Below are 19,766 nucleotides of genomic sequence, written 5' to 3' on the forward strand. Positions count from 1 at the left end.
GGGGCTGGGACCGGCTGTACCCAGGAACGCCTATCGGCTAAACCTGTATGTGTCGCACATCACGGACTGTGGCGATCGTGACACCGGCCTTACCGCCGGCTTACGGGGAGTGTGCCGACAATGATTAGCCGTTCAGCGGATCTTTCCATATTCCACAGGAGGTATCAGAGGCCGTGCGGGTGCTTGTGGTTGAGGACGAGCGGGTGCTCGCCGATGCGATCGCGACCGGGCTCCGGCGTGAGGCCATGGCTGTGGACGTGGCCTACGACGGTGCCAGCGCGCTGGAACGGACCGGCTACATCGACTACGACGTGATCGTCCTGGACCGTGACCTGCCCAAGGTCCACGGGGACGAGGTCTGCCGCCGCCTGGTGGCCGACCGGACCGCGTCGCGGATCCTGATGTTGACCGCGTCCGGTGACGTCGACGACAAGGTGGAGGGGCTGGGGCTGGGTGCCGACGACTACCTGGCCAAGCCCTTCGTGTTCATCGAGCTTGTCGCGAGGGTACGGGCGCTCGGGCGCCGCTCGGCCCCGGCGCTGCCGCCGGTGCTGGAGCGGGCCGGGGTCCGCCTCGACCCGGGCAAGCGGCTGGTCACCAGGGACGGCCAGGAGATCGCGCTCACCAAGAAGGAGTTCGCGGTCCTTGAGGAGCTGATGCGGGCCGAGGGCGCCGTCGTCAGCCAGGAGGACCTGCTGGACAAGGCATGGGACGAGAACATCGACCCGTTCACCAACGTGGTGCGCGTCACCATGATGACCCTGAGGAAGAAGCTGGGCGAGCCTCAGGTGATCGAGACAGTGCCCGGGGTCGGATACAAGTTGTGAGTGTTCCAGAGAACGGGGGAGAGGAACGGCGCGGCGCCGTTCCGGCGGGTGAGTCGCGCGGGTCCGTGCCCACCCACCCCATGACCAGCCCGCGCTCCGACAGGGAGGCCAGGAAGGGCGAGAGGCCCGTTTTCGCCTCCCCGCCGGGGGCGGCCCAGCCTCCGCCGACCGGGCCGCCGGTATGGGATGGCCCACCTCCGATGGTCGCCCCTCCGGTGCAGTTCACGGTCCTCGACCGGGTGAAGGCGACCCTCGACCGGGTCAGCATCCGGTGGCGGCTCACCATCACCTACGGCGTGCTGTTCTTCATCGCCGGAATGCTGCTCCTGTTCGTGATCTACATGATCATCGATTCGGCCATCAACGGGGCATGGCCGTCTGTCACGCTGACGGACGCGCCGATCGCCTACCAGCAGAAGTTCCAGGAGGAGTGGATCTGGTTCCGGCATCTCGCGATAGACGGGGCGCGTAACGCCCTGCTCAGCCGCTCGCTGCTGGCGCTGGCGGGTGTGGGCATCCTGGCGATAATCATCGGCTACCTCGTCGCCGACCGGGCGCTCAAGCCGATCCAGCAGATGACCACGACGGCCCGCAAGCTCTCCGGTACCACGCTCGCCCACGAGCGGATCGACCTCAAGGGGCCCAACGACGAGCTCAAAGAGCTGGCCGACACCTTCGACGCCATGTTGACCAGGCTCAATGTGGCGTTCGACACACAGCGAAGATTCGTGGCCAACGCCTCACACGAGCTCCGGACCCCTTTGACGATCAATCGGACGGTCCTGGAGATCGCCCTGGGAGACCCCGAGGCGTCGGCGGATCTCAAGGCGCTGGGCCGTACCCTCCTGGAGGTCAACGCCCGTAACGAGCAGCTTATCGAGGGTCTGCTGCTGCTCGCCCGCAGCGAGCGCGAGCTGAGTGTGCGCAAACCGGTGGACATGAAGGACGTCGCCGAGACCGCTGTCGACCAGCTCGCCTCGCGTGCCGAGGAGGCCGGGGTCACCATGATCACCGAACTCCAGAGTGCCGAAACAGAAGGCGATCCCGTCCTGCTGGAGCGCTGCGTGGCCAACCTCGTGGAGAACGCGATAAAGCACAACCTCCCCGAATCCGGACGTCTGTGGGTGCGCACGGGAATGGTGGAGGGGGCCTTGGTTGTTCAGGTGGCCAACACGGGGCCGCACGTGCCCGCGTACGAGGTGAACAGCCTGTTCGAGCCGTTTCGGCGGCTCAACGCCGACCGGGTCGAATCGGCCAAGGGGGCGGGTCTCGGGCTGTCCATCGTCCGTGCGGTCGTGCGCGCTCACGGGGGCAATGTGTCCGCCATCCCCAGGGACGGCGGAGGTCTCGTGGTGACGGTGAGACTCCGATCACGTTGATCCGGCGGGGGGCGTCTCGTTCACGCCGTACATGTGGTTGGATGTGCCGTCGAACACGGTGGTTCATGTCGCCAATGCTGTGGTTTACGCCATATTTGGCTAACCATGCCTATTGGCGGCGGGTCCCTCACGTGTGGGGAGGTTCAGCAACCATTCCGGCAGGGTACCGAAGCAGGAATCTCTCTGTCGGATTGGGCACAAGTTGGGCCTCTCGGACGTTACACACGCGCGAGCCGGCGCAGACAGATAGATGAGGGGGATGGAGCAGACCGATGGCTACCGATTACGACAGCCCACGCAAGACCGATGACGACCTCAACGAGGACAGTCTTCAGGAACTGCAGGCCCGCCGTACCGACAAGTCCTCGGGCAGCATCGACATCGACGAGACGGATCTCGCCGAGTCGCTCGAACTGCCGGGTGCGGACCTGTCCAACGAGGAGCTCTCGCTCCGGGTGATTCCTCGTCAGGCCGACGAGTTCACCTGCGCGCGTTGCTTCTTGGTGCATCACCGCAGTCAGCTCGCCGTTGAAAGGAACGGCCAGCAGATCTGTCGGGAGTGCGCGGCCTGACGATCGTTCCGATGGCCTGTCCGAGGTGTGCCCTCCGATGGAAGGGTAGGGCCCCGAGGACAAGCCTTGAGGAGGTTCCGAGACAATGCCGTCAGAGAACGAGAAGACCGGTGTCCAGCCGGACGGCTCCATGGCCAAGGGGGCGGCCGGCACACCGGAGCAGGAAATGGCTGAGATCGTTGGCAGGCTCGCTGAGCCTGAGGACATGGATGGCGCCGAGCGGCGACGGCTGCTCGGCCGCCTGACGACGGAGCTGGCCGCCGGGGCCAGAAAGGCCAGGGACTCCAGGATCGGCCGGGGCCGGTGGCTGGCCGACATGTTCATGGCCGTGGCTCCCCGAATCCCCATCCGGGACCTCGCCACCATCTCCGCCCACCATAACGATCTCACCTCCGAGGCGCTGGCCGACGACCTGGTGCGCACCGCGTCCAAGGCGACCATGACGGTCGGTGCCATCGGCGGAGCACTCGCGGCGGCCGAGTTCGCCGCCCCGCCCCTCCTGCTGTCCGCCCCGGCCCAGCTCGTGGCCGAGACCATCGTGGTCGCCGCGATCGAGGTCAAGCTCATCGCCGAGCTTCACGAGGTCTACGGCATACCGGTGCCCGGCACCGGCTCCCAGCGCGCCGTGGCCTTCGTCTCCGCCTGGTCCAAGCAGCGTGGGGTCGACCCCATGTCCCCCGCCACGGTCACCGTCGCCCTGGGCACCGCCACCAAGACCGCGCTGCGCAACCGGCTGATGCGCACTCTCGGGCGCAATATGACCACGCTCGGTCCCTTCCTCACCGGCGCTGTGGCCGGTGGGGTGCTCAACCGGATCGCCACCCGGAAGCTCGCCGGCCTCATCCGGGCAGACCTGAGGATTAACAGGGCACTTCCACCTGGAAAGTCATAGAAACACCCAGATTGGGTAGTCGTTACGGGTAAGACGACTATCTGGAGGAATCTGTGCAGGGCCGCAGTCCGTTTCTGATCGTGGCTAACCGCCTTCCCGTCGACCGGGCGGAGGAGGGCACCTGGCGGCGTAGCCCCGGAGGCCTGGTCACGGCGATCGCCCCCGTCCTCCAGCGCAGGGAAGGCGCCTGGATCGGCTGGCACGGCGCCCCCGACGAGCGGCTCGAACCCTTCGACCACGACGGCATGCACCTCATTCCCGTGCCGTTGTCGGACTCGGAGGTGGAGCTTTACTACGAGGGCTTCTCCAACGCCACGCTCTGGCCCCTTTACCATGACGTGGTCGCCCCACCCGTCTACTCGCGGGTCACCTGGGAGGCCTATCGGACGGTCAACGAACGCTTCGCCCGCGCCACCGCCGAGTCGGCCGCGGAGAACGCGGTCGTGTGGATCCAGGACTACCAGCTTCAGCTGGTCCCGGCCATGCTGCGCAAACTCCGCCCCGACCTGCGGATCGGCTTCTTCCTGCACATCCCCTTCCCGCCCGTGGAGCTGTTCTCGCAGCTCCCCTGGCGCAGGGAGATCGTGGAGGGCCTCCTGGGCGCCGACCTCGTCGGGTTCCAGCGCCCCGGCGGCGCGTCCAACTTCGTCCGGCTCTGCCGCCTCCTACTGGGCCTGCAGCATCAGAAGCACGAGATCCACTTGGATGGCCGGGTCGTCCGGGCCGGGGCGTTCCCCATCTCGGTGGACTTCGGCGAGCTGGACTCCCTGGTCCGCGAGCCGCACATCATCGAGCGGGCCAAGGAGATCCGCGCGGAGCTGGGCGACCCCGAGTGCATGCTGCTCGGCGTGGACCGCCTCGACTACACCAAGGGCATCGCCCAGCGGCTGAAGGCGTTCGAGGAACTGCTCTGCGAAGGCTCGATCAAGGCAGGGGAGGCGGCGTTCGTGCAGATCGCGCCGCCGAGCCGGGAGCGGGTCGAGGAATACGGGCGGCTGCGCGACTCGATCGACCGGCAGGTCGGCCGGATAAACGGCGAGCAGGGCGAATTCGGCCTGCAGCCGGTGCAGTACATGCACCAGTCCTACGGCAGGGAAGAGCTGGCCTCGCTCTACCTGGCCGCGGACGTGATGGTGGTGACCCCGCTGCGCGACGGGATGAACCTGGTCGCCAAGGAGTACATCGCCTGCCACAACGACCTGCGTGGCGCGCTGGTGCTCAGCGAGTTCGCCGGGGCGGCCGACGAGCTGCGCCAGGCGTTCATGGTGAACCCCTACGACATCGACGGGCTCAAACGGATGATGCTGACCGCGATGCGGGCCACGCCGCACGATCTGTCCCGCCGGATGCGCTCGTTGCGCCGGCGGGTGGCGACCTACGACGTGGACCGCTGGGCGAAGGGCTTCCTCGCTGCTCTTGAGGCCTGACTCCCGGCGGCACGGCCACGCCCCACCGTCAGGAAGGAGCGTCCCCGGCAGAGCTCTTCAGGGCCTTCCAGGCGTTGTAACGCTTCCGGGCGGTGCGGGCAACCACGATCTGCGCGACCTGCATGCCCACTCCCATCACCACGGCGTAGCCGATCGCCTCACCGAGGCTGATTTCCAGCGACTCGTTGTCCTCCGGCGGCTTCCTGCCGGTCGTCTTCTCCCAGGCGAACCCGATGACCTTCTTGGTGGCCCAGGCCGTGACCAGTCCCGCCATGCCCCCGATGGCCCGCCAGGCCATGTCCTGTTTCTCGGTCTTGTGGGCCATATGGGTCCTCCCTTTTTTACTCCGCACCAGAACACTAGTCCTCTCCAGCGTGACATCGCGTGAAGCCATACCATAGGGAGGCATGACACAACAGCGACCGCGCCATGCGCCCCTGCCCGAGAAACCGACTCTCGACGGGCTGGAAGCCGTATGGGTAGCCCGCTGGGAGGCCGAGGGCACCTACCGTTTCGACAGGTCGCGCACACGGGACGAGATCTACTCGATAGACACCCCGCCGCCGACCGTCTCCGGATCCCTGCACGTCGGCCATGTCTTCTCCTACACCCACACCGACACGATCGCCCGGTTCCAGCGCATGCGCGGACGCGAGGTCTTCTACCCCATGGGCTGGGACGACAACGGCCTGCCCACCGAGCGCCGGGTGCAGAACCACTTCGGCGTGCGCTGCGATCCCTCCATCCCCTACGATCCACAATTCGAGCCGCCCGCACAGCATCGTCCCCGCGGTCGCGGGGGTGATCCGCGGCAGGTACCGATCTCCCGCCGTAACTTCATCGAGCTGTGCGAGCGGCTCACCATCGAGGACGAGAAGGCGTTCGAGGAGCTGTGGCGCCGCCTGGGCCTGTCGGTGGACTGGTCGCTGACCTACGCCACCATCGACGGCGGCGCGCGCGCCGCCTCCCAGCGCGCGTTCCTGCGCAACCTGGCCCGTGGCGAGGCCTACGTGTCGGAGGCGCCCACGCTGTGGGACGTCACCTTCCGTACGGCCGTCGCCCAGGCCGAGCTGGAGGACCGGGAATGGCCCGGCGTCTTCCACCGGCTCGGATTCACGCTCTCGGCCGAGCAGCGGGCCAGGGGATTCGGCGACCGAGTCTGGATCGAGACGACCCGTCCCGAACTGGTGCCCGCCTGCGTGGCGCTGGTCGCCCACCCCGACGACGAGCGCTACCAGCCGCTGTTCGGCACCACGGTCAGGACGCCGCTGTTCGGTGTCGAGGTGCCGGTGCTGGCCCACCACCTGGCGGAGCCGGACAAGGGCTCCGGCATCGCGATGATCTGTACCTTCGGCGACATCACCGACGTCACCTGGTGGCGCGAACTGGACCTGCCCACCCGGGCGGTCATCGGCCGGGACGGCCGGATGCTCCCCGAGGCGCCCGCGGGCGTCCCCGCGGAGCCGTACGCCGAGCTGGCGGGCAGGACCGTGCACGGTGCCCGTGAGCGGATCGTGGAGCTGCTGCGCGGTTCCGGTGACCTGGAAGGCGATCCGCGGCCGGTGAAGCGCGCGGTGAAGTTCTACGAGAAGGGCGATCGGCCCCTGGAGATCGTCACCACCCGCCAGTGGTACATCCGCAACGGCGGACGGGACCGCCGGCTCAGGGACGCGCTCCTGGCACGCGGTGAGGAGCTGTCCTGGCACCCGCCCCACATGAAGGTCCGCTACGACAACTGGGTGGAGGGCCTGGCGGGCGACTGGCTGATCTCCCGGCAACGGTTCTTCGGCGTGCCGATCCCGGTGTGGTATCCGCTGGACGGCGCGGGCGAGCCCGACCGCTCCTCGCCGATCCTGCCGGACGAGTCGACACTGCCCATGGACCCCTCCACCGACGTGCCGCCCGGCTACACCGAGGACCAGCGTGGCAAGCCGGGAGGCTTCGCCGGCGACCCGGACGTCATGGACACCTGGGCCACCTCCTCGCTGAGCCCGCAGATCGCGGGAGGCTGGGAGCAGGACGAGGACCTGTTCGAGCGGGTCTTCCCGATGGACCTGCGCCCGCAGGCCCACGAGATCATCCGGACCTGGCTGTTCTCGACCGTGGTACGGGCGCACCTGGAGCGGGGCACCCTGCCCTGGCGCAACGCCGCCATCTCCGGGTGGATCCTCGACCCGGACCGCAAGAAGATGTCCAAGTCCGTGGGGAACGTGGTCACCCCGCTCGGCCTGCTGGAACAGTACGGCTCGGACGCGGTCCGCTACTGGGCGGCCAACGGCCGCCCGGGCACCGACACCGCGTTCGACACCGGCCAGATCAAGGTCGGCCGCCGCCTGGCGATCAAGATCTTGAACGCCTCCCGGTTCGTCCTGGGCCTGGGCGAGGAGGGCGGTGAGGTCACCGAGCCGATCGACCTGTCGATGCTGGCCCGGCTGTCGCAGGTGGTCCGCGAGGCCACCGAGGCGTTCGAGGCCTACGACTACACCCGCGCGCTGGAGCGGACCGAGCGTTTCTTCTGGGAGTTCTGCGACGACTACCTGGAGCTGGTCAAGGCCAGGGCCTACGGCGACGGCGCGGCCGCGCGCTCGGCCCACGCGGCGCTGCGTGAGGCTCTGGACGTCATGCTCCGGCTGTTCGCCCCGTTTCTGCCGTTCGTCACCGAAGAGGTCTGGTCCTGGTGGCGCGAGGGTTCGGTGCACCGGGTGCCCTGGCCCACGGCCTCCGGGCGTGACGGGGAGGCGGAGCTGCTCCCGGTGGTGGCCACGGTCCTCGGCCGGGTGCGCAAGGCCAAGTCCGACGCCAGGCTCTCGATGCGCGGCGAGGTCTCCCGGCTGACCGTCATCGGCGCCCAGGCCGATCTCGTACGGCAGGCGCAGGACGACCTGTGCGGGGCGGGCGTCATCGAGGAGTTCGTGCTCCAGCCCGGCGAGGGCGACTTGCTGGTGGAGGTCGCCCTCGCCTGATCGGAGCCCCCCGGCTTCAGTCGTGGGGGAAGCCAACCCGCACATAAGTCTGTCCTCCCGGTCGGGCGATCCTGCCGTACGGTCGGAACACGACAGGTGAGGGGAGGACAGGGCATGACTCCAGGCTGCGGTAGCTGCAGCTGCTACCTCGACGACAGGGTGATCTCCCGGCCGCCGCAGGAGCGCTGATCCGGACCGCGTGAAGCACCGGAGGAGGGGTCCGGCAGGACCCCTCCTTCTGGCATCCGGCCGATAACCATGCGCACTCCCAGGCGCGGCGTGACAGTCTTGACAATGTGCTCTCTGATCGGGAACGTCTGACGCATCTGGTCCCTCGCACATTGCTCCGCGTGGCCGCGTGGAGCCTGTGCCTGATCATCATCGGCTGGGCCGTCTTCTACTTCGCGCAGTTCATCGCCATGCTCCACATCGTGGTCCTGCCGGTGGCCGTCGCGCTGCTGCTGACCGCGCTGCTGTTCCCGGTCACGAGGTGGCTGCGGAGCCGGGGCATGCGGCCGATCTACGCCACCTGGGCCACCATGCTGATCGCGCTCGCAGTGCTGGGGGGTATCGGCTCCTTCATCGGGCTGCGGGCCAACGACGAGTTCCCCCGGCTGGTCGAGCAGGTGCGGACGACCGCGAAGACCATCGAGAACTGGCTCTACACCGGGCCGCTGCACCTGCAGCCGAACCAGATCACCGCGTGGGTCGACGAGGTCACCAAGCAGGTCACCGCGCAGCGTAACCAGATCACCCAGACCGTTCTCACCGGCGCCACGGTGGCGCTGGAGGTGCTGGCCTCGATCGTGCTGCTGTTCTTCATCACGTTCTTCCTGCTCAAGGATGGTGACCGGATCTGGTCGTGGTTCCTGCAGGCATTCGGGGGGGCCGCGCCCCGCGTCGACCGGGCCGGGCGGGCCGCCTGGGTGACGCTCTCGCACTACGTGCAGGGCACCGTGGCGGTGGCCGCCGTGCACGGCGTGATCATGGGCATCGTGCTTGCCGGGATGGGGGTGCCACTCTGGGCGCCGCTGGCGGTGTTGATCTTCATGGCGAGCTTCATCCCCCTCGTCGGCATCTTCTTCGCCGGCGCGGTCGCCACCCTGGTCACCCTCGGCGCCAAGGGCCCGATCTACGCGCTGATCTTCCTCGGCATCCTGGTGGTGGAGCAGCAGTTGGAGAACCACGTGCTCCAGCCGATGATCGTCGGCCGGGCGCTGAATTTCCACCCGCTGGCGATCATTCTGGTGCTGGCCGTGGGAGGCATCCTGGCCGGCATCGCCGGGGCCGCGGTGGCGGTGCCGGTGGCCGCCGTGATCTACCGGGCGCTGCCCGAGCTCAGAGGCGACCGGCCCGCCCTTCTCCCGGTGCCCGAACGGCCCGGACCGGTGCCCGAGCCTGGGTCCGAACAGTCCGGACCGGTGCCCGAGCCTGGGTCCGAACAGTCCGGACCGGTGCCCAGGCCTGGGTCCGAACGGCCCGGGCGGCCCGAGCCCGATGAGCCGGTGGATGAGGGATCATCGCAGCCCACGGGGTAACGTTCTGCTCCGTGACCCGTTCCACTGTGACAACCCCTCCGCCGGGAGCGGTCCGGCCGCAGCCGCTTCCCGGTGCGCCCGCCCCCGGCACCCCGCTCGGCTCTCACTACAGCCGCTGCTTCGGCTGCGGGGACCAGCACCTGACCGGCCTGCACCTGAAGGCCACCACCCCCGACGGGATCACAGTGGCCGCCGAGTTCACCGTGGGGGAGGCGCACCAGGGCGCACCGGGCCTCGCGCACGGCGGTGTGCTGGCCGCGGCGATGGACGAGGTCATCGGCATGTCCATCTGGCTTTTCCAGCGCCCCTACGTCACCGGGCGGCTGGAGACCGACTATCTCGCGCCTGTTCCGGTCGGCACGGCCCTTCACCTGCGGGCCTGGTGTACCGGAGTATCCGGCCGGAAGGCGTACCTTGAGGCTGAGGGGCGGATCGGCTCCCCGGACGGCCCGGTCGCCGTGCGGGCCGCCGCCCTCTTCATCGAGGTAGGCATGGAGCACTTCGCCAAGCACGGGGATGCCCAGGCCATCATCGACGAACATCACGAGTACGAGGTGAACCCGTGACCAACCCCGTTGAGGTGCTGATCCACCGGCTCGACGCCGAGCTGCCGCTACCGTCCTACGCCCACCCGGGGGACGCGGGCGCGGACCTCTACGCCGCCGAGGACGTCGAACTGCTCCCCGGGGAGCGGGTCATGGTGGGCACCGGTGTGGCGATCGCCCTGCCCGATGGGTATGCCGCGTTCGTCCACCCGCGTTCTGGTCTGGCCACCAAGCACGGGGTGACGATCGTGAACGCGCCCGGCACCGTTGACGCGGGCTACCGGGGCGAGATCAGAGTGACGCTGCTCAACACCGACACCAAGGACGCGCTACGGCTGCGCAGAGGGGATCGCATCGCGCAGCTCGTGATCCAGCGGGTGGAGAGAGCCGCGTTCTACGAGGTGGACCGGTTGCCCGGATCGGCGCGAGGCGCCGGCGGGTTCGGCTCCACCGGCCGTTGACAGGAGCGGTGAGTGACCAGCGAAAATTCAAGGAGCGTGAGGAAAATGTTCGGACGTCGCCGTCGCGAGGAGTCCCCGGCAAGAGCCGAGGAGATCGAGCAGGCCGAGGAGATCGAGCAGGCCGGGCAGGCCGAGCGGGTCCCGGCACGCGAGTCCGGCCCCTGGGACTCCGGCGAACCGTATTCCGAGCGGGAGCGGGTCGACCTCGGTGGCATGCGCCTGCCGGTCGACCCCGGTTTCGAGGTGCAGCTCAACCTGGCCGGTGACCAGATCGTCGGTGCGGTGGTCATGGCGGACGAGAGCGCACTTCAGGTGCACGCGTTCGCGGCGCCCAAGCGCAACGGCATCTGGGCCGAGGTGCGCGACGAGCTCGCCGAAGGGGTCAAGAGCGCAGGTGGTACCGCAGAGGAGCGGGAGGGGCCGTTCGGTGTCGAGCTGGCCGCCGAGGTCCCGGCCGACGGCGTTGCCCAGCCCGTCCGTTACATCGGTGTCGACGGCCCGCGCTGGTTCCTCCGTGCGGTGATCAGCGGGCGTGCCGCACGGGACGCCGGGGCCGCCGCGACCCTGGAGAGCGTCATCCGTGACATCGTCGTGGTCCGAGGGGACGAGCCGATGGCGCCCAAGGAGGCGATCGAACTGCGGCTCCCGCCGGAGGCCAGACAGGCGATGGAACAGCAGGCGCCCGAAGGCGACGTGCCCGACCTCAACCCGTTCCAGCGCGGTCCGGAGATAGCGGAGATTCGCTGACGTGATGGATCGCGTACGCTGATTCGACACGTATGTGAAGGAGAGGTCGTGGGTTCTCAGGAACCGCATAAACAGGGCGGATTTCGGGGCTTCTTCCAGCGGCTGACGACGAGTCGGGCCGAGATGGAGGCCACCGAACTCCAGCAGGACCTCGATCGTCACGGCGCCACTCCCATCGTCTCGTGCGCCGGGCGCCGCCGGTTCTGTGTTACCGGTACGCTACGGACCGTGACCTTGAGGCCTCGCGGGGGTGCCCCCGCGCTCGAAGCGGAGCTCTACGACGGTTCGGATGTGATCGAGCTGATCTGGCTGGGCCGCCGCAAGATCGCTGGAATCGAGCCGGGCCGGATGGTGCTCGCCGAGGGCCTCGTCAGCGTGCAGGACGGGCGCAAGGTGATGTTCAATCCCCGGTACGAACTCCGGCCGGCGGGCGGTGCGTGAGTGATGGACGACCACAGAGCGGTGAGCGAGAACATGACCACCACCGATGAGACCGCCGCGCACGACACGGTGGAGGCGGCGATGCGCGTCCAGCTCGCCAAGGCCTTCGGAGGGGTGCGCGGCATCATTGAGGCCGCCGTGCCCACGATCGTCTTCACCGCGATGTGGATCGTCACCTCAGACCTGAAGACGTCCCTGATCGTCAGCATCTCGGCCGCCGTGCTGCTGCTGGCCGTGCGGCTGCTGCAGCGCTCGACGCCACAGTTCGTCATCAACAGCCTGATCGGCATCGGCATCGGCGCGTTCTTCGCCTCCCGTACCGGCGATGCCCGGGACGTCTACCTGCCCGGCATCCTCTACAACGCCGGCTACTCGGCGGCGATGCTGCTGTCGATCGTCACCCGGTGGCCGGTGGTGGGCTTCCTGATCGGTTCCGTCACCGGTGACCCGACGGGCTGGCGCACGGACCCCGCGGTGGTGAGACTCTGTTCCCGGCTCACCTGGATGCTGATGATCCCGTGCGTGGTCCGGGTGGCCGTACAGCTGCCCGTCTATCTGATCGGCGGTAACGACGCGGTCGCCGAGCTGGGCATTCTCAAGATCGTGATGGGCTGGCCGCTGCAGGTCGCGGCCCTCGCCGCCATGGTGTGGCTGCTGGCCAGGGGGCGGACCCCGATCCGGCCGGCCGCCCTGCCCTGAGACCACAGGGGGTCTGACGGCGTGGCGGTCTCGTAAGGCAGGCCGTACGGGACCGCCACGCCGTCAGCTGATGGAGCGGTGCGCGGACAGGAGCTGCGCCAGCTCCTCCTCGACCTCCTGGCTGGCCACGAACATCAGCTCGTCCCCGGCCTCCAGCGGATCGTCCGCGGTGGGCACCAGCACCCGCCCCTCGCGGAGGATCGCGACCAGGGCGGTGTCGGTCGGCCACGGCACCGACCCGGCGCGCTGCCCGACGACCGGAGCGTCCTCGGGCAGGGTGAGCTCGACCAGGTTGGCCTGCCCCTGACGGAAGGTCATCAGCCGGACCAGGTCGCCGACGCTCACCGCCTCCTCGACCAGGGCGCTCAGCAGACGGGGGGTCGAGACGGCCACGTCCACGCCCCACGACTCGTTGAACAGCCACTCGTTCTTGGGGTGGTTGATCCTGGCGACCACACGCGGCACGCCGTACTCCGTCTTGGCCAGCAGTGACACGACGAGGTTGACCTTGTCGTCGCCGCTGGCGGCGACGACCACGTGGCAGTCGGCCAGGCCCGCCTCGTCCAGGGAGGAGATCTCGCAGGCGTCGGCGAGCAGCCACTCCGCCCGGGGCACCGTGTCAATCTTGATGGCTCTGGGGTCGATGTCGACGAGCAGGACCTCGTGGCCGTTCTCCAGGAGTTCGGCGGCGATGGACCGGCCGACCGCTCCGGCCCCCGCGATGGTGACGCGCATCAGTGACCCTCCTCCGGCGCACCGGACAGCACCTTGTTGATGCGGTCCATGTCACTTTCGACCGCCATGACATGCAGGACGTCGCCTTCCTGCACCACGGAGTCGTTCTTGGGCAGCAGGGTCTCGCCCAGACGGTTGACGAACGCCACGCGCGTGCCCGCGGCCTCCTCCAGGTCCTTGATCCTGGTGCCGATCCATCGGGCGTGGTAGGCCACCTCGGCCAGCACGACGGATCCCGTCGGGTCGCGCCACAGCGGCTCGGTGCCCTCGGGCAGCACCCGGCGCAGAATCTGGTCGGCGGTCCAGCGGACCGTGGCCACGGTGGGGATGCCCAGTCTCTGGTAGACCTCGGCGCGCCGGGAGTCGTAGATGCGGGCCACCACGTTGTCGACGCCGAACGTCTCGCGGGCGACCCGGGCGGAGATGATGTTGGAATTGTCGCCGCTGCTCACCGCCACGTAGGCGCTGGCCGACTCGATGCCGGCCTCCTCTAGGACGTCCCGATCGAAGCCGACCCCGGTCACCCGGCGACCTCGGAAACCGGCCCGCAGACGGCGGAACGCCTGCGGATCCCGGTCGATGATCGCGACCGAGTGGCCGCTGTCCTCCAGGATGTGCGCCAGGGTCGAACCAACCCGGCCACACCCCATGATCACGATATGCATGCTCCCCCGCCGGTCGCGTTGAGGCGGATCTTGTTCTCTACGTACTTAGCCAGTATGGCCCGCACTGGGAGTGCCATGTCAGCGGGATGCGTCGAGGGGACTAGCATCGGCAGACGTGTCAAAGGTGACGGACCTCGTCAAGCGCCTGTTCATCGGGCGTGCGCTGCGCAGTACGCAGTTGCACGAACAACTGCTCTCCAAGCGGATCGCCCTGCCCGTCTTCGCGAGCGACGCGCTCTCCTCGGTGGCCTACGCGCCGCAGGAGATCCTCGTCATTCTCTCCATAGCCGGGGTCTCGTTCTACGGCTTCGCGCCGTGGGTCGCGGTCGGCGTCATCGTGGTGATGCTCACAGTCGTGGCGTCCTACCGGCAGAACGTGCACGCCTATCCCAGCGGCGGCGGCGACTACGAGGTGGCCACGGTCAACCTGGGCCAGAGCGCCGGTCTCACCGTCGCCAGCGCCCTCATGGTCGACTACGTCCTCACCGTCGCGGTGTCGGTGGCCAACGGTGTCGACTACGTGGGCGCCACGATCCCCTATGTCGCCCAGCACAAGCCGCTGGTCGCGATCACCATCGTCGTGCTGCTGATGCTGGTCAACCTCCGGGGCATCCGCGAATCCGGCGCGGCCTTCGCGATCCCCACCTACGCGTTCATGTTCGCGGTCATCGGCATGATCCTGTGGGGCGGCTTCCGGCTGCTCGTGCTGGGCGACGAACTGCGCGCGCCCACCGCCGGCTACGAGATCGTCACCGAGCAGACCAACCTGGCGTCCTTCGCGGCGGCCTTCCTGATCCTGCGGGCGTTCTCCTCCGGCTGCGCCGCGCTCACCGGCGTCGAGGCGATCAGTAACGGCGTGCCCGCCTTCCGCAAGCCCAAGAGCAAGAACGCCGCTAACACGCTGCTGATGATGGGCCTGATCTCGGTGACGATGTTCGCCGGCATCATCACGCTCGGCCTGGCCTCCGGCGTCAAGCTCGCCGATCCCGCCCTCGCCGCCCGCGACGTGCTCATCAACGGCCACCCGGCCGGGCCCGGCTACTACCAGCCGCCGATCATCGCCCAGATCTCCGAAGCGGTCTTCGGCAACGGGTCCCTGTTCTTCCTCGTCATCGCCGCGGTCACCGCGCTGATCCTGTTCCTCGCGGCCAACACCGCCTTCAACGGTTTCCCGGTGCTCGGCTCCATCCTGGCCCAGGACCGTTTCCTGCCCCGCCAGCTGCACACCCGGGGCGACCGGCTGGCCTTCTCCAACGGCATCGTCATCCTGGCCGCCGCCGCCTGCCTGCTGCTGTGGGGCTTCCAGGCCGATGTCAGCCGCCTGCTCAACCTCTACATCGTGGGCGTCTTCGTGTCGTTCACGCTGAGCCAGATCGGTATGGTCCGGCACTGGACCCGGCATCTGAGAACCGAGAGCGCCCCTGCGGTCCGGGCGCAGATGCAGCGTTCGCGGGTCATCAACTTCTTCGGCGGCGTCATGACCGGCGTGGTGCTGGTGGTCGTGCTGCTCACCAAGTTCATCCACGGCGCGTGGATCGTCTGCGTGGCCATGCCGGTGCTGTTCCTGGTGATGAAGGCCATCCGCCGCCACTACGAGAACGTGGCAGAGGAACTAGCCCTGCCCGAGGACTCTCCGATGGACGAGTCGATACTGCCCGCGCGCAACCACGCGATCGTCCTGGTCTCCAAGATTCACAAGCCGACCCTGCGCGCCCTCGCCTACGCCCGCGCCACCCGGCCCTCCACGCTGGAGGCGATCAGCGTGGGGGTGGAGGGTGCGGAGGCCCGGGCACTGCAGGAGGAGTGGGAACAGCGGGGCATCCCGGTGCCGCTGAAGACGCTCGACTCGCCCTACCGCGAGATCACCCGGCCGATCCTGGAGTACGTCAAGTCGCTGCGCCGCCGCTCGCCCCGCGACGTGGTGACCGTCTACATCCCGGAGTACGTCGTCGGCCACTGGTGGGAGCATCTCCTGCACAACCAGAGCGCGCTGCGGCTCAAGGGCCGCCTGCTCTTCCAGCCCGGCGTGATGGTCACCAGTGTGCCCTGGCAGCTTCACTCCTCCGACCGCCTCAGAGGCCGTCCTGAGCGCTACGCTCCCACCGCCGTCCGCAGCCGGCGGCGCGAGACGGTCGGCAACCAGGAGCGCCACGACGCCGCCGTCCGGAACGTGGTGGCCGATGACGAGGTGGCCCGAGGCGAGGACGGCAAGGCATAACCTTCTGTATGTACTCCTGACGTAGGGAGGATTGAGCACGAAGGACTCTGGAGGCATGACGTGGCGATTGAACTGACGATCGGACCGGTCGCGCACGGCGGCTGGTGCGTCGCCCGCCATGACGGCCGGGTGGTCTTCGTGCGGCACGCGCTCCCCGGCGAGCGCGTCCTCGCGGAGGTCACCGAGGAGACCAGCCGGTTCCTGCGGGCCGACGCGGTCGAGATCCTGGAGCCCTCCGCCGACCGGGTGACTCCGCCGTGCCCGTTCGCCGGCCCCGGCCGCTGCGGGGGCTGCGACTGGCAGCACGCCTCCCTCGACGCCCAGCGCCTGCTGAAGACCGAGGTGGTCGCCGAGCAGCTCAAGCGGCTGGCGGGCATCGACTGGAAGGGCATCGTCGAGGAGGTGCCCGGTGCCCCCGACGGCCTCGGCTGGCGCACCCGTGTCCAGTTCGCCGTCGACCGCGACGGCGTCGTGGGCCTGCGCCGCCACCGCTCCCACGACATCGAGCCGGTGGACGCCTGCCTGATCGCCCACCCCGAGGTGGAGAACGTCGGCGCCGAGGTCATGAACTGGCGCAACGCCTCCTCGGTCGAGGTCATCGCCTCCAACCGGGGAGACCAGGCCGTCGTGGTCGCCCCCAAGCCCCGCCGTACGGTGGCCATCCCCGATCTTGACGCGAGCGTGGCCGTGTTCGTGGACGAGGGCAAGGGCCGTACCCGCGTGGTCCACGGCCGCAACCACCTGACCGAGCGCGTCGGTGACCGTGACTTCCAGGTCACCGGGAGCGGCTTCTGGCAGGTCCACCCCGGTGCCGCCGCCACGCTGCTCGCCACGGTCCTGGAGTTCGCCGACCCGCAGCCGGGGGAGTGGGCCCTCGACCTCTACTGCGGCGTCGGCCTGTTCGCCGTCGGCCTGGCCGAGGCCGTCGGCCCCGAAGGCGCCGTGTTCGGCGTCGAATCCGAGTCCGTGGCCGTGCGCGACGCCGAACGCAACCTCCGGGACCTGCCCCAGGCCCGCTTCGCCCGGGGCCGCGTGGAGAACGCCCTCGACCGTTTCGCCATCGAACGCGCGGATCTGGTGGTCGTCGACCCGCCCCGGGCCGGCCTGGGCCGTGAGGTCGTCGACCGCGTCGCCACCCTCCAGGCCACCCGGATCGTCTACGTCTCCTGCGACCCGGCCACCCTCGCCCGTGACATCGCGCTGTTCGGCGAGCGCGGCTACCGCCTGGCCGACCTGCGCGCCTTCGACGCCTTCCCGATGACCCACCACGTGGAGTGCGTGGCCCTGCTGACCGCCGGCTGACCGGAGCCAGGACCGCGCCCCACGAGAGGCGCCTGTCTAGCGGGAAAGAGCGGTGAGGAGCCGGGCCACCTCGGGGGAGGGCGCCGCGCCCCGGGTGGAGAGCCACGCCAGCCCGTTGCGGGTGGTGAAGGCGGTGAGCTTGCGGGCGTCGGCCGCGGTGAGGTCCTGAGGCCCGGACAGGACGGGGGTGAGGGCGATCCGGTGCCAGGAGGCGGCCTCGCCCAGGGAACGGGCGATCTGCGGCTGGGCGGCGCGGACGGCCACGGCGACGGCGTGCAGGTCCGCCCGGCCGGTGAGGGTGCGCCGGATCGGGGCGAGGAGGTTGACGGCGGCGATCTCGACACCCGCCTCCCGGGTGGATCGGAGCATCGCCTGGTCGCGGAGGGTCAGGCCGGCACCGGTCACCGGCAGGGTGAAGCTCACGGTGAGCGGACGTCCCTTCGCGGCGGCCTCACGCTGGAGTGCCGTGATCGCGCCCGCGCGGCGCAGGACGGTCCCGTCGTCGTCCGGCTCCCGCACCTCGAAGTCGATGTAGGTGACACCGAAGGCGCCGACCGCCTGACGGTAGGCGGCGGTGAGATGGCCGACATCGGCGCAGGCGACAGCTAGCTCGCTGCCGGCCCGGCCGCCGAAGGCCAGGCCGGCGTCGCCACCGGCCGCGCGCAGACGGCCCAGACCGGAGGGGATCGGACTGTCGTCCTGCTCCCGCCGGCCGGCCCACACGGGGGTGCAGCCGTTCTGCCCTGCGGTGAGATGGCCGAGGGTGAACCACCGGACATGGTTCTCCCGGGCGGCCCTGGGCAGGTTGAAGTGCGGGTCGTGGCCGGGGTCCACGAACGGCACGAAACCCGAGGGGCGGACGGTGACGGGCGGGGGAAGGACCGGCTCGGGCCTCTGGGCGGCCGCGGTCCGGGTGGTCAGGCGAGGCGGCTCGACCCCGGCGCGGGGTGCACGGGCCGCTCCCGCCCAGCCGTCGGTCTCGGCAGGCAGGAGCCAGATCGCGAAACCGGTCCCGGTGACGAGCGCGGCTGACGCGAGCACGACCAGGGACCGGGGCGGGGTGCCCGGCTCGCGAGGCCGGCGAGCGGCGGAGCGGTCTGTCGCCACCGACATAAGATTCACCTTCTGGACGACATCGGGCGGTCGCGCTGAGTCTTCAATCCGTTACCGAACGGACCGGAAGCCAGAACGCTAGCAAGCGTCCCCTTCACCGCGTGGTCTTTCTATGGATGACGTCCGGTGTGCCCGGATAATGGGGTTCATGAAGTTGAGGATCTTCACTGAGCCACAGCAGGGCGCCACCTACGACGAGCTGCTGGCGGTCGCGCGGATCGCCGAGCGTCTGGGTTTCGACGCCTTCTTCCGTTCCGATCACTACATGCGGATCGGGGCGGGCGACCCCGGCCCCGGTTCCACCGACGCCTGGGTGACCCTCGCGGGTCTGGCCAGGGAGACCTCCACGATCAGGCTCGGCACCCTGGTCACCCCGGCGACCTTCCGGCTGCCGGGCCCGCTGGCGATCAGCGTGGCCCAGGTGGACCAGATGAGCGGGGGCCGGGTCGAGCTGGGGCTGGGCACCGGCTGGTTCGACGCCGAGCACACCGCGTACGGGATCCCGTTCCCACCGGTCGGGGAGCGCTTCGGCCGGTTCGAGGAGCAGCTGGAGATCCTCACCGGGCTCTGGACCACGCCCGAGGGGGAGACGTTCTCGTTCGAGGGCGCCTACTACCGGCTGGCGGACTCGCCCGCGCTGCCCAAGCCCGCGCAGCGCCCCAGGCCGCCCATCATCATCGGCGGGGCCGGCGCCAAGCGGACCCCTCGGCTGGCCGCGCGGTTCGCCGACGAGTACAACCTGGGGTTCCGTACGCTGGACGACACCGAGCTCGCCTTCGACCGGGTCCGCAAGGCGTGCGAGGCGGAGGGGCGTTCGCAGATCGTGCTCTCGGTAGTCCAGACCGTCGCCGTCGGCGCCGACGGCGCCGAGATCGCGCGCCGGGCCGAGGCCGCCGGGCACGATCTGGCCACGCTCCGCGCGACCGGCCTGGCGGGCACCCCCGCCGAGGTGGTCGACAAGATCGGCAAGTTCGCCGGGCTGGGCGCCGACCGGATCTACCTCCAGGTGATGGACCTGTCGGATCTGGATCACCTGGAGCTCATCGCCGCCGAGGTGCTGACCCACGTGTAGGCCCTCCGCCCCGGTCCGTGCCACCACGTCCGGGTAACCATCGATTGCAGGAGGTGACTCCGGGGCGAGGGGGTGGTCCGGACCGGGGAACGGCCCGACCGCTCAGCCGTGCGCGAAGATACCGGAGATCAGGGCGGGAAGGGTCTGTCCGTCGGTGGGAGGCGCCCATA

The 19,766-nt window shown here is 69.3% G+C and carries 19 protein-coding genes; 15 read left to right on the plus strand and 4 right to left on the minus strand.

Going from position 1 to position 19,766, the window contains the following annotated elements; genetic code table 11:
* The first annotated feature begins 173 nt into the window (after nucleotides 1-173).
* The 5 genes from ACIN94_RS09205 (at nucleotide 174) to ACIN94_RS09225 (ending at nucleotide 5,097) form a co-directional block, all read left to right on the plus strand.
* Nucleotides 174-827 (plus strand): response regulator transcription factor, encoded by a 654-nt coding sequence (locus tag ACIN94_RS09205; RefSeq protein ID WP_400701907.1) that lies wholly within the window; start codon nucleotides 174-176, stop codon nucleotides 825-827.
* Nucleotides 828-907: 80 nt separating this feature from the next.
* Complete coding sequence (locus tag ACIN94_RS09210) at nucleotides 908-2,206, plus strand: sensor histidine kinase (RefSeq protein ID WP_400703029.1); 1,299 nt, start codon at nucleotides 908-910, stop codon at nucleotides 2,204-2,206.
* A 272-nt stretch (nucleotides 2,207-2,478) separates the two neighbouring features.
* Nucleotides 2,479-2,778, plus strand: coding sequence for a DUF4193 domain-containing protein (locus ACIN94_RS09215; RefSeq protein ID WP_012893211.1), 300 nt, complete (start codon nucleotides 2,479-2,481; stop codon nucleotides 2,776-2,778).
* Nucleotides 2,779-2,863: 85 nt separating this feature from the next.
* The gene (locus tag ACIN94_RS09220; protein WP_400701911.1) at nucleotides 2,864-3,670 is read left to right on the plus strand and encodes a hypothetical protein; all 807 of its coding nucleotides are present in this window, start codon (nucleotides 2,864-2,866) and stop codon (nucleotides 3,668-3,670) included.
* 53 nt (nucleotides 3,671-3,723) lie between these two features.
* Nucleotides 3,724-5,097 carry a trehalose-6-phosphate synthase gene (locus tag ACIN94_RS09225; protein WP_400701914.1) on the plus strand — a complete coding sequence of 458 codons (1,374 nt, stop codon included), beginning with the start codon at nucleotides 3,724-3,726 and terminating at the stop codon, nucleotides 5,095-5,097.
* A gap of 28 nt (nucleotides 5,098-5,125) precedes the next feature.
* Here the strand turns inward: ACIN94_RS09225 and ACIN94_RS09230 are convergent, their stop codons facing one another.
* Nucleotides 5,126-5,422: a DUF4235 domain-containing protein gene (locus tag ACIN94_RS09230; protein ID WP_400701917.1), complete on the minus strand. Its 297-nt coding sequence runs from the start codon at nucleotides 5,420-5,422 to the stop codon at nucleotides 5,126-5,128.
* 82 nt (nucleotides 5,423-5,504) lie between these two features.
* Between ACIN94_RS09230 and valS the strand changes: the two genes are divergently transcribed.
* From valS to ACIN94_RS09265, 7 genes are all read left to right on the plus strand, one after another.
* Nucleotides 5,505-8,060: a valine--tRNA ligase gene (valS, locus tag ACIN94_RS09235; RefSeq protein WP_400701920.1), complete on the plus strand. Its 2,556-nt coding sequence runs from the start codon at nucleotides 5,505-5,507 to the stop codon at nucleotides 8,058-8,060.
* 350 nt (nucleotides 8,061-8,410) lie between these two features.
* A complete protein-coding gene (locus tag ACIN94_RS09240) occupies nucleotides 8,411-9,598 on the plus strand; it encodes an AI-2E family transporter (RefSeq protein WP_400701923.1) in 1,188 nt (395 codons plus the stop codon).
* Between the two features lie 11 nt (nucleotides 9,599-9,609).
* Entirely contained in the window at nucleotides 9,610-10,164 is a 555-nt protein-coding gene (locus ACIN94_RS09245) for a PaaI family thioesterase (RefSeq protein WP_400701926.1), read from the plus strand.
* Nucleotides 10,161-10,604: a dUTP diphosphatase gene (gene dut, locus ACIN94_RS09250; RefSeq protein ID WP_400701929.1), complete on the plus strand. Its 444-nt coding sequence runs from the start codon at nucleotides 10,161-10,163 to the stop codon at nucleotides 10,602-10,604. The genes ACIN94_RS09245 and dut overlap by 4 nt, the downstream gene beginning before the upstream one ends.
* Nucleotides 10,605-10,649: 45 nt before the next feature.
* A complete protein-coding gene (locus ACIN94_RS09255) occupies nucleotides 10,650-11,351 on the plus strand; it encodes a DUF3710 domain-containing protein (RefSeq protein WP_400701932.1) in 702 nt (233 codons plus the stop codon).
* A 123-nt stretch (nucleotides 11,352-11,474) separates the two neighbouring features.
* Nucleotides 11,475-11,792 carry an OB-fold nucleic acid binding domain-containing protein gene (locus ACIN94_RS09260; RefSeq protein WP_221465571.1) on the plus strand — a complete coding sequence of 106 codons (318 nt, stop codon included), beginning with the start codon at nucleotides 11,475-11,477 and terminating at the stop codon, nucleotides 11,790-11,792.
* Nucleotides 11,793-11,795: 3 nt separating this feature from the next.
* A complete protein-coding gene (locus ACIN94_RS09265) occupies nucleotides 11,796-12,491 on the plus strand; it encodes a DUF3159 domain-containing protein (RefSeq protein WP_400701935.1) in 696 nt (231 codons plus the stop codon).
* A gap of 63 nt (nucleotides 12,492-12,554) precedes the next feature.
* Here the strand turns inward: ACIN94_RS09265 and ACIN94_RS09270 are convergent, their stop codons facing one another.
* Both ACIN94_RS09270 and ACIN94_RS09275 read right to left on the minus strand, forming a co-directional pair.
* Nucleotides 12,555-13,226 (minus strand): potassium channel family protein, encoded by a 672-nt coding sequence (locus ACIN94_RS09270; RefSeq protein WP_400701938.1) that lies wholly within the window; start codon nucleotides 13,224-13,226, stop codon nucleotides 12,555-12,557.
* Complete coding sequence (locus ACIN94_RS09275) at nucleotides 13,226-13,891, minus strand: potassium channel family protein (protein WP_400701941.1); 666 nt, start codon at nucleotides 13,889-13,891, stop codon at nucleotides 13,226-13,228. The genes ACIN94_RS09270 and ACIN94_RS09275 overlap by 1 nt, the downstream gene beginning before the upstream one ends.
* A gap of 115 nt (nucleotides 13,892-14,006) precedes the next feature.
* Between ACIN94_RS09275 and ACIN94_RS09280 the strand changes: the two genes are divergently transcribed.
* Both ACIN94_RS09280 and ACIN94_RS09285 read left to right on the plus strand, forming a co-directional pair.
* The gene (locus tag ACIN94_RS09280; protein ID WP_400701944.1) at nucleotides 14,007-16,109 is read left to right on the plus strand and encodes an APC family permease; all 2,103 of its coding nucleotides are present in this window, start codon (nucleotides 14,007-14,009) and stop codon (nucleotides 16,107-16,109) included.
* A 60-nt stretch (nucleotides 16,110-16,169) separates the two neighbouring features.
* Nucleotides 16,170-17,411, plus strand: a complete 1,242-nt coding sequence (locus ACIN94_RS09285; protein ID WP_400701947.1) for a class I SAM-dependent RNA methyltransferase — start codon at nucleotides 16,170-16,172, stop codon at nucleotides 17,409-17,411.
* A 36-nt stretch (nucleotides 17,412-17,447) separates the two neighbouring features.
* Here ACIN94_RS09285 and ACIN94_RS09290 read toward each other — a convergent pair whose 3' ends face one another.
* Entirely contained in the window at nucleotides 17,448-18,524 is a 1,077-nt protein-coding gene (locus tag ACIN94_RS09290; RefSeq protein ID WP_400701950.1) for a hypothetical protein, read from the minus strand.
* A gap of 148 nt (nucleotides 18,525-18,672) precedes the next feature.
* On the opposite strand from ACIN94_RS09290, the gene ACIN94_RS09295 reads away from it, so the two are divergent.
* Complete coding sequence (locus ACIN94_RS09295; protein WP_400701953.1) at nucleotides 18,673-19,596, plus strand: LLM class F420-dependent oxidoreductase; 924 nt, start codon at nucleotides 18,673-18,675, stop codon at nucleotides 19,594-19,596.
* Nucleotides 19,597-19,766: the final 170 nt, after the last annotated feature.

The organism is Streptosporangium sp. NPDC087985, from assembly GCF_044741965.1.
Classification (GTDB): domain Bacteria; phylum Actinomycetota; class Actinomycetes; order Streptosporangiales; family Streptosporangiaceae; genus Streptosporangium.